The sequence below is a fragment of the Paenibacillus sp. MT86 genome, from assembly GCF_058792535.1.
Genome location: NZ_CM179499.1, coordinates 705516 through 721856, shown reverse-complemented (window position 1 = coordinate 721856; position 16341 = coordinate 705516). Strand labels below are relative to the sequence as shown.

Sequence of the window (16341 nt, the reverse complement as noted above, 5' to 3'; positions counted from 1 at the left end):
TTTTATGTATGCCGTAAATTCATCTTTTGTCATTGTAACATGGGATCCCCGATGTTCATGCATCCGATTTGCTAACCTGCCGTACTCCCTCACTGGGCCTTCACGAAGCTTACCTCACCTTCACATCATGCCATCCGTTCTCCGGCCAGCTGCCGCCCGGACAGCCTAACCCTCCGCCTCTCCGTAATGCAAGCTGAGCTGCCTGGCCTTCTCCCTCAGATTGTCAACGATCTCCGGCGGTTCGATCACCTTCGCCTCCAGCCCCAGACGCAGAAAAACCTGGGCCACATATTCAAGATCATTCCGATCGACGATCGTATCCACGATGCCGCGGTGCTCATCCTGCATGACCACCTCGTTCTCCAGCCACGGAATGCTTTCGCACTGCCTCGCCCCTTCCCTGGTCAGCTCGGCATATAATCGAACCGGCTCCCGCACGGGATACGCGTCGAGCCATTCCTGCATGCTAATGGCCGGCTCATAGGTGCTATCGGTCAGAGTCAGGGTTTCCATCCGGTCCATGCGGAACACACGCACTTCTCCCTTCTCGTTCTCCACTGCGGGCATATACCATAAACCGTCCTGGGCATAAACGCCGAGAGGCAGCACTTCCCTGTCGCCGGTCCCCGATTTGGATCGATATCTGATCCGTACAACCCGTTGGTGAAGCGCTGCTTCAATGACGTCTTTTAGGTAAGGGGACCCTGCGGTTCTGCTTGGGCTCCAGAACGTCAGCACCGATTCCAGGCGGTCGATCATCATCTTAGTGTCCTCCGGAAATCCGGCCAGCAGCTTACGGGAAGCGGAATCGATATTGAGCTCGAACGGTAACGAGGTATAACGCTTCAAGGCCTGAAAGGCAAAAAATATGGCAAACACCTCGTCTTCATCGAACAGGATCGGCGGGAGAACGCGTGTCTTCAAGGTACGATATCCCCCGTGCCGTCCCTGCTCGGTATATAAGGGTACGCCCATATCGCTGATTTCGGTCAGATACCGGTGAGCCGTGCGAACGGAAACGCCGAACTCATCGGCCACTTCCTGAGCGGTAAAGATTCTCTTGGCATTGGCATACATCATGACATCCATGAGCTGCTTCGCTTTTGTCATCATGTCCTCCTTATGCGTTATAACTAGACAATAATTGTCATGTTTATAAGATATGCTATTGCCGTGACAAGGTCAAAAACAACACAAGAAAGGAGCACCCCCTGATGAACCAAAGTTTAGAGCAGTCCATCAAGGTCACCGGCGCACGAAACAAAAACCTGCGCAACGTAAGCCTGGCCATTCCCAAAAAACAAATCACGGTGTTCACCGGCGTGTCCGGTTCCGGCAAATCCGCCATGGTCTTCGATACGATTGCGGCAGAATCCCAGCGCCAGCTGAACGAAACCTATTCGAGCTTTATCCGCCATCGGCTTCCTCATTACGGACAGCCCGAAGTCGATTCGGTTGAGAACCTGTCGGTCGCGATCGTGGTCAATCAGAAAAGAATCGGCGGCAACGCCCGTTCAACCGTGGGAACCATCACCGATATCCATTCCCTGCTGCGCTTGTTATTCTCCCGGATCGGCCGGCCCTTCGTCGGATATTCGGACGCATTTTCCTTTAACAACCCGCAAGGCATGTGCCCTCATTGCGAAGGACTGGGCAAAGTGAACGCCTTTCGGATCGAAAGCTTGATCGACAAGGAGAAATCGCTGAATGAGGGGCCCATCCGGTTTCCGACATTCCACCCGGGGGAAGTGCGCTGGAAGTGTTATGTGGCCACGGGCCTGTTTGACAACAATAAGAAGCTGAAGGATTACAGCGAGGAGGAATGGGACACGCTGCTGTACAAAACCGGCTTTAAACCGCCGAACCCGACCAAGGAATGGCCCCCTACCTCGTATTACGAAGGCATTATCCCGCGAATCGAGCGGACCTTCCTGAGCAAGGATTCGCGGGACTCGAGGGCGTACAGGGAAGCCATCGAGCAGGTGGTGGCCGAAACAGCCTGCCCGTTATGCCATGGCGGAAGACTGAATCAGGAGGCGCTCTCCTGCAAAATCAACGGAACCTCCATCGCCGACTGCGCACGGATGCAGGTCAATGAGCTGATCGTTTTTTTGGAAAGCATCAAGGATCCCGCGGCGGCAACCATCGTAGACACCTGCATAACCCGGCTGCAGCAGCTGCTTCTGGTCGGGATCGGTTACCTGACGATGGACCGGGAAACCGCAACCCTATCCGGCGGCGAATCCCAGCGCATCAAAATGGTACGCCAGCTGGGGAGCAGCTTGACGGACCTGACGTATATTTTTGACGAGCCCAGCATCGGACTCCATCCTCACGATGTGCATAACATGAACCGCCTGCTGCTGCAGCTTCGGGACAAGGGAAATACGGTCATCATCGTGGAGCACGACCCGGACGTCATCCGGATTGCAGACCATATCATAGATATGGGACCGCGAGCCGGCCTATCCGGAGGCACCATCGTATATGAGGGGAATTGGGAGGGTTTGCGGCACGCCGATACCCTGACGGGAAAATGCCTCCGTCAGCGGGCCCGGTTAAAGTCCGAGGTCCGCGAGCCGACCGGATGGCTGCATATCAGGGACGCCTCCCTTCACAATCTGAAGCAGGTGTCCGTGAGCATTCCCGCCGGGGTGCTGACGGCGGTAACGGGCGTCGCCGGGTCAGGCAAAAGCACGCTCATCAACCAGGTGCTGCCTGGCGTTTATCCGGAAGCCGTCATTATCAATCAGGACATGATCCAGGCGTCCAGCCGTTCCAATCTCTCGACGTTTACCGGCATTTTTGACGATATCCGCAAGTTATTCGCCGGGGAGAATCGGGTTAGCCCTTCCCTGTTCAGCTTTAATGCCAAGGGAGCCTGTCCGGAGTGTAACGGCTCCGGCACGATCACGATGGATTTGGCCTTCATGGACAGCCTGGTTAGCGTTTGCGAAGCTTGCCAGGGCCGCCGCTTTCATGATGACGTCCTGCAATATCGCCTTCGAGGCAGCAGCATCAGCGACGTGCTCGCTATGACGGCCGATGAAGCGCTGGATTTTTTCACGGAGCCCGGCATCCTGGCCGCGCTTATGCGCATTCAGCAGGTCGGACTGGGTTACTTGACGCTCGGTCAGCCCTTAAGCACGCTGTCGGGAGGAGAGCGGCAGCGGGTGAAACTGGCTGCGGAACTGGATAATTCAGGTGAGATTTACGTGCTCGACGAGCCCTCGACCGGACTCCATCTGTCCGATTGCGAGCGCCTGATGTCCATCATCAACCGGCTTGTCGCACAGGACAGCACGGTCATTGTAATCGAGCATAACCTGGATATCATCAGCCAGGCGGATTGGATTATCGACATGGGACCCGGCGCGGGACAAGACGGCGGGAACATCCTGTTCTCCGGCAAACCGGCGGAGCTTCTGGAGAGCACGCATTCCGTGACGGCCAATTATTTGCGGCAGTTTCGGGCTTAGTCCTCTGAGTAGCCTAAGGGCTTGGATGTCAAACAAGACCCCGAGCACGCCTCCTTCCAGGGGCTCGGGGTCTTGTTGTGTTTTGCTGGATAAGGCAGGATCGCAGCCTATTCCAAAATAACGGTCGTATAAGGCGGCAGTGTTAAACTGCTGCCATCCAATGCCGCGCTGTCGTCGGTGGTTCTCGCCAATGACCGGAAATCCGCAGATCCGTTCTTGGATGCCAGGTCCACGGTCTGCTCCGTGCCTGAAAGGTTATGAACCACTAAGGCCCCGCTCTCGTTTGTCCGGCGGATATAGGCCATCACTTGCTGGTTCCCTGACGCATAAGATTCAATCGTGCCGCTGTTCAGGGCAGGCATCTCATTCCGCCACCGGATCAGCGTGCGATAGCGGAACAGCAAGGAATCCTCGTCTCCGGTCTGCTGCTCTACGCCTTGGACCTGATCGCCGCGGTTATGCGTAAGCGGCTCCCAGTTCGTCTGTCCCTTATCGCTGCCCGTATTGGACCAGATCATCGGCTCCCGGATTTGCTCGTCCGGCTTCGCTCCCTTCATCCCGATCTCTTCGCCGTAATAGATAAACGGATTTCCCGGCATCGTCAGCAGGATGCCGGCAGCCATCTTGGCGTGGTTCACGTCATCCTTCAGCTGGGTCATGACACGGTTCATGTCATGATTCGTCAGGAAGGCAGCATCCGTAAACTTGCCGTCCGATACCTGACTGAACAAGCCATATGTCCGCTCCAGGGTGAAGGCCAGGTTGTTATCCTTCTCGTTCATGGCGGCACCGACGATGCTCTCGCCCAAGCCGAAGTTGAATCCGGAATCGAATGCATTCTCCAAATACGGCGCGATGACCGCAGCGGAATTATCCCAAATCTCCCCGACGATATAAGCCTCCGGGTTCACTTCATTCATGCTGGCTCGGAATTCCTGCCACCAAGCCGTATTCTTGGCCGTGGTCGCCTCGCCCTTATCGGACATCAGATCCTCGTAAATATGCTTGGCTGCATCGATCCGGAAGCCGTCGACGCCCAGCTCCAGCCAGAACTTCCCGATATCCTTCATCTCCTCGCGGACCTTCGGATTATCGAAGTTCAGATCCGGCATCCCGCCCCAGAACGTGCCCATGTAATGCGCCCCGTTCATCTCATGCCAAGGGGAGCCGCTTCCCGCCGCACTGGATCCGGAAGGCGTTTTCCCTTGATCCTCGGCCCAGATGTACCAATCGCGGGTGCCCGAGGCCTTGTCTTTCGCAGCCTGCTGAAACCAAGCATGCTCCGTGCTCGTGTGGTTGACCACCAGATCCATAATGATCTTGATCCCGCGCTTATCCGCTTCGGCAAGCAGCGTCTTAAAGTCATCCAGCGTCCCGTAATCCGGGTGAATGGAACGGTAGTCGGTCACATCATAGCCGTGATAGCTCGGCGAAGGATGGATCGGCATCAGCCAAATCCCCGTCACGCCGAGATCCTCCGAGGTTTCCGGATTTCCGTCATTCAAATAATCCAGCTTCTCAGTGATCCCTTGCAAGTCACCGATCCCATCCCCATCGGAATCATAGAATGAACGCACGAAAATTTCGTAATAGACGTCGGAAGGCTGCTCATCCACCTCCGTTTTCCCTTCTGGCGCAGGCGCTTTCGTATCCGGCTGTTTCAATTCCGAAGCCGCCGGCGGCTTCGCTTCCTCTTGTGGCGCAACCGCGGTGCCGCTGCAGCCTGCAAGCAGGCTTCCCGTAAGCGCAAAAGCCGTAAGCCATATCGGCAGAGCCCTGCGTCTTCCCCATGTATTTCGTATCACGCTGTTTCCCCCTGTTCGCTCACGCAGCTGATATTCATCGAGTCATTCCGCTTATGTAATCTAAAGTATTTTCATGTATAATCAGAAAGCGCAAACGTTTGAATTAAAAAGTACTAGATATTTCCAATAAAACGGTTACATAATAAGGTCTGGCTTTAATTCCATCTTCAGCAGTTGATAACGGCCTGTTTTTGATCCCACTCTATCATAACCCACACTTTCGTTTTGTTAAATCGTTTGCACAATGCCATTTTAAGTTGTTTTCCGGTTTTTTCGGGCCATAATACCGGCCTTTCTTCCGTTTTCTAATCCTTGCTTCTTTTTTGATGCATTTGTGAAATAATTGCGTTGGACTGACTTGGATACGTATTTACAAGCCTATCGATTAACGTTAATATAGCAGTGTGAAACCGTTTAACATACCGGATCAATATGCCTTTAGATCAATAGGTATCCACGTATACACAGGGCCTGACAGACCCACAATTTAATAAAGAGGAACGGTCGGCAAACAGCGGAAAGTTACTCTTGTGAAATAAGGGAGACTCCAGTAGTCGCTTTCTTATTTTCAAAAAAACGCAAACGGTTCCACTGGAGGTCCTATTATGTCAGTAACGATAAAAGATGTCGCAAAACGAGCGGGCGTATCCCCCTCCACCGTCTCTCGGGTGCTTTCCAACCATCCAAGAATCAGCCGCGAAACCTCGCGCAAGGTGAAAGAGATCATGGAGGAAATGGGCTACCATCCCAATATTATGGCCAAGAGCCTTGTTTCCAAAACGACAGAAAGCATATGCGTCATTCTGCCGAAACCCGCGGAGGAATTGTTCCTCAACTTATTCTTCATGGAGCTGATCCGCGGTATCGTCACCCAAGCGAACCGTTCCGGATACGATGTCGTTCTCAGTTCGGGCGGCAACGAGAAAGAGGAAGTCGAAGCCGTATCCCGCCTTCTTAACGGCCGCCGCGTCGACGGCGCCATCTTGCTTTACTCCAGGCAGGACGACCAGGTCGTTGATTTTCTGAAATCGAACAACTACCCGTTCGTGCTTGTCGGTCGGAGCGAGAAATATCCTGACCTGTTATCGGTCGATACCGATAATGTGCAGGCAGCCTATGATGCAACCAAGCATTTGATCTCGCTTGGGCATCAGCGGATCGGTTTTGTCAGCGGGCCGCCAAACCTGATCGTATCCCAGGACCGGATGAAGGGCTACGGAAAGGCACTCGCCGATGCAGGCCTTGAAATGAGAAAAGAATGGATTGTCGAAGGCGAGTTCCTGCAGGAGAGCGGCTATCGCGCCATGTCCTTTTTCATGAACCTGCCCGAACGGCCGACGGCGCTTGTCATTGTCGACGACATTGTCTCTTTCGGCGTGGTTCGCGGACTGCACGAGCTGGGGTATAAAGTTCCCCAGGACGTATCGATCATCAGTTTCAACAACATCTCATTGACCGAACTATCGACCCCGCCGCTGAGCAGCGTTGACATCGGCATCTATAACCTGGGTTATACCGCCTCGCAGGCGTTGATCCAGACGATTCGCAACGATGACAACACGATCCTGCCGCACCGCTATATTATTCCGCATCGATTGATGATCCGCGAATCCTCGATGTTTTCGCCGCCGAAATCTTGAGTGTCGACGAATTTGCGGAGCATAGCAAGAAGTACTTCAAAATAAAGAAGCATCCTGGTGCTTCCTTTATTTTTGCAGCTTGGTTCAAACGTTTGCACTAATTCCTTAAGGAGGATGATCATGTCAACCCTATCCGCTTGTTTATTCGATCTTGACGGCGTGCTGGTGGATACCGCCAAGTATCACTACATTGCCTGGAAGCGTCTTGCCGGAGAGCTTGGCTTTGAATTCACGGAACAGGACAACGAACGCCTGAAGGGTGTAAGCCGCATGGCTTCCCTCGATATTCTGCTTGAGGTTGGCGGAGTATCGCTGGATGAAGACGCAAAGCTGGCGCTGGCCGAGAAGAAGAATGCTTGGTATGTCGAGTATATTTCCAACATGGACGAATCCGAGATTTTGCCTGGAGCCCTCGAATTTATCCAAGCCTTGAAGGACCGCGGCATCAAGGTTGCGCTGGGCTCCGCCAGCAAGAACGCGATGCTGATCCTGAACAATACCGGCCTGACGCCTTACTTCGACGCCATCATCGATGGAACGAAGACCAGCCAAGCAAAGCCGGATCCCGAGGTATTTACGCTGGGAGCTCGCGAGCTTGGCGCCGACCCTGACGCCTGTGTCGTATTCGAGGATGCCGAGGCCGGAATCGAAGCCGCCATCCGGGCGGGAATGCGCAGCGTCGGCATCGGTTCGCCCGAAACCTTGGGGCGCGCCAACCTCGTCCTTCCTTCCCTGGAAGAGTTAACGGTGGACCGACTGCTGGAGTTATAAACGTGTGAGCACATGCGTTTACAGCATTCAGCAGCATCATCCCATATAGATATGCAACCATTTTTCCTAAACCTAAAGGAGCCGATGATTGTGAAACAATATTTAAAGCTTGATGAATGGTCAATTATTGAAGAGGGCTTTGATCCTCACACGCATGAAATTTCAGAGAGTATCTTCAGTATCGGTAACGGATTCATGGGCCAACGCGCCAACTTTGAGGAGTCCTATAGCGGTTCCTCCCTGCAGGGCAGTTACATGGCCGGGGTGTATTATCCGGATAAAACACGCGTAGGCTGGTGGAAGAACGGTTATCCTGAATACTTCGCCAAAGTGCTGAACAGCACCAACTGGATCGGCATCGGCATTGAAATCGACGGCACGCCGCTGGATTTGGCCAAATGCACGGTGAAGGATTTTTTGCGCGAGCTGAATATGAAGGAAGGCTTCCTCTCCCGCCGCTTCACCGCTGTCTTGGAAGACGGCAAGGAGCTCCAGATCGAGGCGTTTCGCTTTGTCAGCATTGTACGCCACGAGATCGGTGCCATCCGATATGCCGTAACGCCGCTTAATTTCGCTGGAGAGCTTACGGTTACGCCTTATCTCGATGGCGATGTGAAGAACAAAGACTCCAACTATGACGAGAAGTTCTGGCTGGAGGTATTCAAGGAAGCCGCGCAAGGCTCGGCCGCATTGACCGTAAAAACCAAAAAGCTCGATTTCCATGTTACCTCCGTTATGTCTTATTACCTTGTTAAGAACGGGGCGAAGCTGGATCTTCAAGCCGAGCTGATCGAGAAAGAGAAATATGCCGCGAACCGCGTAAGCGTCCCCGTATCAGAAGGCGAAGCCGTCACCATCTATAAATACGTGGCCAACGTCACTTCCCGCAATCATGGATTCGGCGAGTTGGTGGATGCTGCGCGTGCCGTGCTGGAACCGGCGGTGGAGACCGGATTTGAACAGCTGCTGAAGGAGCAGGCAGATGCCTGGGGCGACAAATGGAAGGAAAGCGATATCGTCATCGAAGGCGATGTGGCGGCCCAGCAAGCGATCCGCTTTAACATTTTTCAGCTGAACCAAACCTACAGCGGCGAAGACGACCGCCTGAACATCGGGCCTAAGGGCTTTACCGGGGAAAAATACGGCGGCAGCACCTACTGGGATACCGAGGCTTATTGCCTGCCGTTCTATCTGAGCACCGCCGATGCCAGCATCTCGCGCAACCTGCTGATCTATCGTTATAAGCACCTGGAAAAGGCGAAGGAAAATGCCAGAAAGCTCGGCTTCACCAAAGGGGCGCTCTATCCTATGGTGACGATGAACGGCGAGGAATGCCATAACGAGTGGGAGATTACGTTTGAAGAAATCCACCGTAACGGCGCGATTGCCTATGCCATCTATAACTATGTCAATTATACCGGCGACTTCTCTTACCTCGGCCAATACGGTCTGGAAGTGCTCGTGGAAATCTCCCGTTTCTGGGAGGAGCGCGTGAATTACGTGCCGGCGAAGGACCAGTATATGATGCTGGGCGTCACCGGCCCGAACGAGTACGAGAACAACGTCAACAACAACTGGTATACCAACCGCATTGCCAGCTGGACGATGGAATACACGATCGACGTGCTGGAGTATTTGAAAGAGAATGAGAATTCCCGCTATGCCGAGCTTACGGCGAAGCTTGCCCTGCAGGATGCCGAAACGGCCAAATGGCAGGATATCATCAGCAAAATGTACTACCCGGTAGACGAGGAACTCGGCGTCTTCCTGCAGCAGGACGGTTTCCTTAACAAGGAGCTGGTTCCGGTGAAGGAATTGGACCCTGCCCACCTGCCGCTGAACCAGAACTGGTCCTGGGACCGCATTCTGCGTTCGGTGTACATCAAGCAGGCCGACGTGCTGCAAGGATTGTTCTTCCTTGGCGACCGGTACGACCTGGCTACGAAAAAACGCAACTTCGACTTCTATGAACCGTTCACGGTACACGAGTCCTCCCTCTCGCCATGCGTACACTCCATTCTCGCGTGCGAGCTCGGGTACCAGGAAAAGGCGTACGAGATGTACCTTCGTACAGCCCGCCTGGATCTGGACAACTACAACAACGATACCGAGGACGGCTGTCATACGACCAGCATGGCGGGAACCTGGATGTCGGTTGTGCATGGCTTCGGCGGCCTGCGCGTGAAGGACGGCGTATTGCATCTGAACCCGTTCATTCCGGGGCATTGGTCCTCCTTCTCCTTCAAGGTGATGTTCCGCGGATCCCGCCTGAAGGTTAACGTCAAAGGCCATGAAACCCTCATCGTGAACGAAACGGATACGCCCGCCGTCCTGAACGTGAACGGCAAGGAATACGCCATCAGCGGATTTGGAGAGGTAACGGCTGCAAGATAAAAGGCACTGGAGCTTCAATGCGCCGGCCCATACAAAAACAAGAGCCCTGGAAAATCTTCCAGGGCTCTTGTTTTTACAGAAAACGGGCTCCTCTACATCATGGCTCATTCTTGAAGAACCCGTCTTCGTCCATGTCAGGCATCATTCTGCAGGTTCGGCTTCAGCCATAAGCCGGGATCAGATAAATGCCATCGCTTTGCGCCTCCGTGCGGGGGAAATGCCGATTATGTATGTTATGAATAGATCAGTTGAGTATGAGGATCACGCGGAGGGCGCTCGGCTGGCTTCCCAAACAAATACCCCTGCGAAAGCTCGATCCCGATATCTCGGCAAAAATGAAACTCCTCCCGTCTCTCGATGCCTTCTGCAAGCACCATGGCCCCGAAATCATGAGCCATGTTCGTGATCATTTCGAGCTGCTTCTGCTGGGCGGGATTTCGATCGCAATGGTCGATAAGACTCCGGTCGATCTTCACATAATCCGGCTTAAGCTTAATCATCTGCTCCAATGTGGAATAACCTGCGCCGACGTCATCCATGGCAACCGAGATGCCGTGGCTTCGATATACCTCGAATATCGACTGCAAATGCTTCACATCGTCGATTTTCTCGGTTTCCACCACCTCGAATACGAAATCCCTCGGATCCATATGGAGCCTGTCGATCGTATTGAAGGTGTGGCTCAGACACATCTGCGCATCGTATATCGAGGACGGCAGGAAATTCACGAACCGCTTCACGCCGATCGGAAGCCACTCGGCACTGGTCTCAATCGCACTGGTGCGTGCCGCCTGGTCCAGGAATGAATGCAGTCCGGTTTTTCGGGCTGTCTCAAACAGCTCGTACGGCTGGAACCGGGGTCCCCACTCTACCGGTCGAAGGAGAAATTCATAGGCCACGATCTGCTCGTTTGGATCCACGATGGGCTGCATGTAGCTCGTAAACTGCTTATGTAAAATGACATTCACCATATCATAATGCTCCATCTGCAGTTCGAACTTCTGCATAGGGATCCACGAATGCCGGATTTGCGGAGCTCCTCCACGGGTAACACAGAAGGACAGCTCTTGACGAATCTTCAGCGGAAGGGGTTGCAGACACTCGATGATGGAGATCAGGTCCGCTCGTACCTTGTAGTTCACAGCACAACCCTCATTGTTCTCTTGTACCGCGTAGCCGTTCACTGCCAGCAATTGAATAAGCTCACCACTTGCAGGCTTCATATGAATGGTCCCCTGGTCCTCAATCGGTTCAAAGGTGCTGCAATTGTCGCAAATCATGTTCGTCCTCCTTGGCAAGCTAGCTCTCACTATGCTTCTTATCGGCATTTTGAATATGATTTCTTTGCATTTTATGGATTTTATATCGAAGTTATGACCTATTTTGCGAGAAATGCGCAAGATTCGTGCAATGATTGCGCTAAATTCTACAATAATCGACTTATATTGCTCTTAACAACATATTGTCGATATCCGAATCTTTTGTCTATTCGACTTTTTGATCCAACAGCTGCAGCAGCATCGTTCGTTCCACATCGAAATGCCAGCGGGCGTTTCGCTCTTTGGCCGCATACATCGCTGCATCCGCGCGACCGATCAGCTCTTGGTCGTTCCTGGCATGATCCGGATAGACCGCGATGCCGATGCTCGGCGTGGTTCGGACCTCATGCCCTTCCAGCTCATATGGCTCGCTCAGCATCGTCCAGATCTCTTCCGCCATCCAGATCAGTTCCTGATCCTCGCCGGCCGGATGAATCACTACCGTAAATTCGTCCCCTCCTAAACGGGAAACCAGAACGCCTTTGGATTCAAGGGTTTGAAGACGAGTCGCGACCTTGCGAATCAGCAAATCGCCGGCACGATGGCCGTAGCGGTCATTCACTCGTTTAAAACGGTTCATATCCATATATAGAAGCCCTACGCGGGAACCCGCACGGTCCGCCTCCTGCAGCGAGCTCGACAGCCTTGCGTTAAAGTAGCGGCGGTTATAGAGTCCCGTAAGATCGTCGCGATGCGCCAAGGTCTCGCTCTGCATCAGGCTTTGATGCAGCCGGTCAAACAAGCGGTCATTCTCGAACTGGATCAGGATCTGCCTGATCAGAATCAGGATGACGCACAGGGATAAGCCGGTAAAAAGCCCGTTCCACCCTCCGAACCGCTGCACCATAAGGGCAAACATCCCGCCAAGCACGCTGTAGGGAAGCAGATATCTTACGATCAGATTTCCGAACGAACGGGGCTCCCTCTCATCCAACGATTGATTTCGGGCATCGGGAGCTGACCGCCCTCCTGCCAAACCAATGATGAATACCGATAACGTATACAGTGGGTACAGGTATGAACGAACTTCAACACCCTTATAATCGACGAGATACATATGCAGAACATCGGCGGCAATGTACATGCTCCCGCCGAGGCATATCAGGAAGACTGCCCGTTTCCTTAACTGCCCTGTGTTAAAATACAACACCAAGGTGAAGAAAATAAGCACCGTTGCGCACAGCGGGTACAGCATGTCCACCCACAGCTTTCCCCATAAGGCTTCATTCGCCAAACCGTTAAGCTCGGGCTTGATGAAATATTCCCAGCCTACCGTCATGACCGTTATGCCAACGATCACGATATCCAGCATAAACCGCACTCCCCGAAACGAACCTTGTACGTGCCGGAACAAATAAATGAGGGCACCTGCAAACAGGATGATTTCGAATCCCCAGAATAATTGAGTCAAAATTGTACGGGAAGCGCTCTCTTTCCCCAGCCAAAAATAACAAGCATCGATGATTCGAGCCGAGGCATCCGCCATCAGCCCGGCACTTGCGATAAGCCAAAACCTTCGAAGATGCGGCTCGTAATGCCGAATGATCCGTAGTAAATAGACGGAAGCGGCAGCGGAAGCCATAATGACTAGAACACGCTGAAGCAATAAAGCATCAGGCATCCACAGAACGGTCATTATCTGAATGAATGCATATATGATGGCGAGTCGAATCCACAGATGATCTGCTGGAGTTGGACTCATAAGCATTCCTCCTCGGCCAAAAGGCAAGCTTTCTTCAATGCTTGTTTGTTAGGTCTTTTGAATTAATAGTTATAGTTCTCATGATACTTTTTACCCACCTAAAAGTAAAGATGAGGAAATGAAAGAAAGACCATCGATTCAACTCTATTAAACCATCGCGCTCCAAAAGCTTTCCGTCCTCAAGACCCACTTGACGTATAGGAATTATATGATAACATTTCAGTCATATCTCATATGAATCGGAAAGGGTGTTTAGCCTTGTCACAGAAACGATTGGATCATGTCGGCATTGTCGTCCGGGACCTTGAAGCCACGATTGCTTTTTACACAACCGTTGTCGGACTTGAACTGAAAGATCGCCTTACCCATACCAATGGCGTCATCCAGCTGGCATTCCTCGGATTTAACGGCAGCGACGAAACGGAAGTCGAGCTTATCCAGGGTTACAGCGACACGCTTCCCGCAGAAGGCACCGTCCATCATTTCGCCGTCAGCACCGATAACATCGAAGCGGAATATGTGCGCGTACAGGGACTGGCCGTACCTCATCTTGACGAAGAAATCGTAACGCTTCCGAACGGGTACCGCTATTTCTTCGTCCACGGTCCCGAAGGAGAATGGATTGAGTTCTTCCAGCGCTAACCGCTGCCGTACAGGATCCTATCAAAATGCTTCATCCCGTGAATGGTTAACGGGGTTCATTCTTCCAACCGCACAAGCCATGCCCAATACGAAGACCTGCCTCGTTCGCATCCCCTTCCGAACTAGACAGGTCTTTGCGTTAGGACTATAATAACGGATGTAACGTCCGAAACTTCATAAATCCCGGGGGAGCTGGAATTTGGCCGGCTGAGAGTGTATCCGATGATACTGACCCTTACACCTGATCTGGGTAATGCCAGCGTAGGAAGTCCATGTTTGCGGCAGCTATGATTTGCCGTGGTATACACTTACGCCGTCATGCGTCCTGATATCATTCAGGGCGCTTTTTTTGTGGAGTTAACGAGGTCATAGAAAGAGAAAGAGAATTCAAAGGAGAGAAGACAAGATGAAGAAGGGAAAATGGATGGCGCTGCTTCTCGCTTGCGCCCTGCTGATGGTTGCGGCGGGATGCGGTACAGGCGGACAGAACGAAAATACAGGCACCGAAGGCGCAGACGGCCAGGCGGCCGAAAAGCTCCGCGACGTACAGCTGATGCTCGATTGGTCGGCCAACACAAACCACACCGGACTGTATGCAGCCAAGGAGCTCGGGTATTATGAGGAAGAAGGGCTTAACGTCCAGATCGTCCAGCCGGGGGCCGGCGGAACGGATACGCTGGTCGCATCCGGCAAGGTGCCGTTTGGCATCAGCTACCAGGAAGGCGTCACGCTTGCCAGAACCCAAGGCCTGCCGCTTGTCTCCATTGCGGCGATTATTCAGCATAATACATCCGGCTTTGCCGCCCCCAAGGACAAGGGGATCGTCAAGGCTGGCGATTTTGAAGGGAAATCCTACGGCGGCTGGGGCTCGCCTGTTGAGGAAGCCGTCATGAAATCCATCATGGAGATCGACGGTGCCGATGTCAGCAAAGTAAATATGGTTAACATGGGCGATGCCGATTATTTTACCGCCGTCAAACGCGATATTGATTTTGCCTGGATCTTCTATGCCTGGACCGGTATCGAAGCCGAGCTCCGGAACGAGCCGCTTGACATGATCTATGTGAAGGACTACTCCAAGCAGCTTGACTATTACACGCCGGTGATCGTAACGAACGAGAGACTGATCCAGGAGGACCCGGAGCTTGTCAAAGCATTCGTGCGGGCGACCTCAAAAGGATACGACTATGCGATTCAACATCCTGAGGATGCAGCTGCCCTGCTGACGAAGGCCGTTCCCGAGCTGGATGCCGAGCTGGTTCTTGCCAGCCAGAAATGGCTGAGTCCCCGCTATCAGGATGATGCTGCCCGCTGGGGCGAGCAGAAAGCCGAAGTATGGTCGGGGTATGCAGACTGGATGTTTGAACGCAAGCTGCTCGAGAAGGAGCTTGATGCGGACAGCGCCTTCACCAATGAATTTTTACCGGAGAAACCATAGGATGCATTTAATTCGGAAGAGAGACGGCCTGTCCGGCAGGCTGCCTCTCTTCCATTACAATATAGCTTGCATGAAAGGATGAGTTTAGATGGCAAACACCCTCTTGAGCATACAAGTGATACCCAGAACGCCGGATGGAGGCGACAGCATTCCTTATGTGGATGAAGCGATTCGGGTCATTCAAGAATCGGGCGTGAAATACGAGGTCCATGCGCTCGAAACCACCTTGGAAGGAGAGCTTTCCGAGCTGCTGAAAATCGTTGAGCGCATGCATGAGGCGCTGGTGAAAGCGGGAAGTCCCAGCGTCATATCCCAGGTCAAAATCGCGCACCATCCGGGCGGCATCAGCATGGATAAGCTGACTGAGAAATACCGTCCATGAGAAAAGGCTGGTGGAGCTCCGTTTGGCCGCCCGCTGCGGCGGTCCTTTTCTTTTTGACGGTATGGCAGGCCGCGGTATCGGTATTCGATATAGAGCCGTATATTTTGCCGGCGCCGACGGCCATCGGGCATGAAGCCGCCACCGGCGCCTCCGGCCTTTTTCAGCATACGCTGGCCACGCTGCAATTAACCCTGGTCGGATTTATGATCGGTACGGCGATCGGCCTTGTCATCTCGTTGGCCCTGCATCTGGTGCCTTTTCTCAAAACAGCCCTCTATCCGCTTCTTATTCTTAGCCAGAACGTGCCGACGATCGCTCTCGCCCCGCTCCTCATGATTTGGTTCGGCTTCGGCATGCTGCCCAAGGTTATCGTGATTACCCTGGTCTGCTTCTTCCCCGTAGCCGTTGCCGCCCTGGACGGACTGGCGCGTACCGACCGAACCATGATGAATTACATGCAGATGGCGGGAGCCACTTCATGGCAGATCTTCACCAAGCTGGAGCTGCCGCATGCGCTCCCCTCCATCTTCTCCGGGATCCGCATCGCGGCCACCTATTCGGTCATGGGTGCGGTGATCGGGGAATGGATCGGCTCGGACCGGGGCATCGGCTACTATATGATGCTGCAAAAATCCGGCTACCGCACGGACCGGGTGTTTGTTGCCATTCTGATCATCGTCCTGCTCAGCCTGCTGATGGTGCTGCTGATCACCCTGCTGGAGAAGCGCCTGATCCGCTGGAATCGAAAAGGCTAGAACCACGGTGAACG

At 53.2% G+C, this 16341-nt stretch carries 12 protein-coding genes and 1 riboswitch; of the genes, 8 read left to right on the top strand and 4 right to left on the bottom strand.

Annotated elements, in window-relative coordinates; genetic code table 11:
* Positions 1-165: 165 nt before the first annotated feature.
* Positions 166-1113 (bottom strand): helix-turn-helix transcriptional regulator, encoded by a 948-nt coding sequence (locus AC3RCL_RS03080; protein WP_492534551.1) that lies wholly within the window; start codon positions 1111-1113, stop codon positions 166-168.
* Positions 1114-1214: 101 nt separating this feature from the next.
* Here AC3RCL_RS03080 and AC3RCL_RS03075 point away from each other — a divergent pair, with 101 nt between their 5' ends.
* Positions 1215-3479, top strand: a complete 2265-nt coding sequence (locus AC3RCL_RS03075) for an ATP-binding cassette domain-containing protein (RefSeq protein ID WP_492534550.1) — start codon at positions 1215-1217, stop codon at positions 3477-3479.
* 107 nt (positions 3480-3586) lie between these two features.
* Here AC3RCL_RS03075 and AC3RCL_RS03070 read toward each other — a convergent pair whose 3' ends face one another.
* Positions 3587-5284, bottom strand: coding sequence for an alpha-amylase family glycosyl hydrolase (locus tag AC3RCL_RS03070; protein ID WP_492534549.1), 1698 nt, complete (start codon positions 5282-5284; stop codon positions 3587-3589).
* 605 nt (positions 5285-5889) lie between these two features.
* Here AC3RCL_RS03070 and AC3RCL_RS03065 point away from each other — a divergent pair.
* From AC3RCL_RS03065 to AC3RCL_RS03055, 3 genes are all read left to right on the top strand, one after another.
* Positions 5890-6924, top strand: coding sequence for a LacI family DNA-binding transcriptional regulator (locus AC3RCL_RS03065; RefSeq protein WP_009593335.1), 1035 nt, complete (start codon positions 5890-5892; stop codon positions 6922-6924).
* A gap of 120 nt (positions 6925-7044) precedes the next feature.
* Positions 7045-7695: a beta-phosphoglucomutase gene (gene pgmB / locus AC3RCL_RS03060; RefSeq protein WP_012818805.1), complete on the top strand. Its 651-nt coding sequence runs from the start codon at positions 7045-7047 to the stop codon at positions 7693-7695.
* A gap of 90 nt (positions 7696-7785) precedes the next feature.
* A complete protein-coding gene (locus AC3RCL_RS03055) occupies positions 7786-10089 on the top strand; it encodes a glycoside hydrolase family 65 protein (protein WP_492534548.1) in 2304 nt (767 codons plus the stop codon).
* 233 nt (positions 10090-10322) lie between these two features.
* On the opposite strand, the gene AC3RCL_RS03050 is transcribed toward AC3RCL_RS03055, so the two are convergent.
* Positions 10323-11369: an EAL domain-containing protein gene (locus tag AC3RCL_RS03050; protein ID WP_492534547.1), complete on the bottom strand. Its 1047-nt coding sequence runs from the start codon at positions 11367-11369 to the stop codon at positions 10323-10325.
* Between the two features lie 205 nt (positions 11370-11574).
* A complete protein-coding gene (locus tag AC3RCL_RS03045; RefSeq protein ID WP_492534546.1) occupies positions 11575-13110 on the bottom strand; it encodes a diguanylate cyclase domain-containing protein in 1536 nt (511 codons plus the stop codon).
* Positions 13111-13368: 258 nt separating this feature from the next.
* Between AC3RCL_RS03045 and AC3RCL_RS03040 the strand changes: the two genes are divergently transcribed.
* The 4 genes from AC3RCL_RS03040 to AC3RCL_RS03025 all read left to right on the top strand — a co-directional run bounded on the left by AC3RCL_RS03040 (position 13369) and on the right by AC3RCL_RS03025 (position 16327).
* Positions 13369-13752 (top strand): VOC family protein, encoded by a 384-nt coding sequence (locus tag AC3RCL_RS03040; protein ID WP_012818801.1) that lies wholly within the window; start codon positions 13369-13371, stop codon positions 13750-13752.
* Between the two features lie 175 nt (positions 13753-13927).
* Positions 13928-14037, top strand: a riboswitch (TPP riboswitch).
* Between the two features lie 121 nt (positions 14038-14158).
* Positions 14159-15190 carry an ABC transporter substrate-binding protein gene (locus tag AC3RCL_RS03035; RefSeq protein WP_492534545.1) on the top strand — a complete coding sequence of 344 codons (1032 nt, stop codon included), beginning with the start codon at positions 14159-14161 and terminating at the stop codon, positions 15188-15190.
* 88 nt (positions 15191-15278) lie between these two features.
* Positions 15279-15572, top strand: coding sequence for an MTH1187 family thiamine-binding protein (locus tag AC3RCL_RS03030; protein ID WP_009594139.1), 294 nt, complete (start codon positions 15279-15281; stop codon positions 15570-15572).
* The gene (locus AC3RCL_RS03025; protein WP_192569860.1) at positions 15569-16327 is read left to right on the top strand and encodes an ABC transporter permease; all 759 of its coding nucleotides are present in this window, start codon (positions 15569-15571) and stop codon (positions 16325-16327) included. The genes AC3RCL_RS03030 and AC3RCL_RS03025 overlap by 4 nt, the downstream gene beginning before the upstream one ends.
* The last annotated feature ends 14 nt before the right edge of the window (positions 16328-16341 follow it).

Coding starts and splice junctions, on each gene's coding strand:
- pgmB (WP_012818805.1), top strand. CDS start 7,045: ATGTCAACCCTATCCGCTTGTTTATTCGATCTTGACGGCGTGCTGGTG.
- AC3RCL_RS03080 (WP_492534551.1), bottom strand. CDS start 1,113: ATGATGACAAAAGCGAAGCAGCTCATGGATGTCATGATGTATGCCAAT.
- AC3RCL_RS03065 (WP_009593335.1), top strand. CDS start 5,890: ATGTCAGTAACGATAAAAGATGTCGCAAAACGAGCGGGCGTATCCCCC.
- AC3RCL_RS03075 (WP_492534550.1), top strand. CDS start 1,215: ATGAACCAAAGTTTAGAGCAGTCCATCAAGGTCACCGGCGCACGAAAC.
- AC3RCL_RS03045 (WP_492534546.1), bottom strand. CDS start 13,110: ATGAGTCCAACTCCAGCAGATCATCTGTGGATTCGACTCGCCATCATA.
- AC3RCL_RS03035 (WP_492534545.1), top strand. CDS start 14,159: ATGAAGAAGGGAAAATGGATGGCGCTGCTTCTCGCTTGCGCCCTGCTG.
- AC3RCL_RS03030 (WP_009594139.1), top strand. CDS start 15,279: ATGGCAAACACCCTCTTGAGCATACAAGTGATACCCAGAACGCCGGAT.
- AC3RCL_RS03050 (WP_492534547.1), bottom strand. CDS start 11,369: ATGATTTGCGACAATTGCAGCACCTTTGAACCGATTGAGGACCAGGGG.
- AC3RCL_RS03025 (WP_192569860.1), top strand. CDS start 15,569: ATGAGAAAAGGCTGGTGGAGCTCCGTTTGGCCGCCCGCTGCGGCGGTC.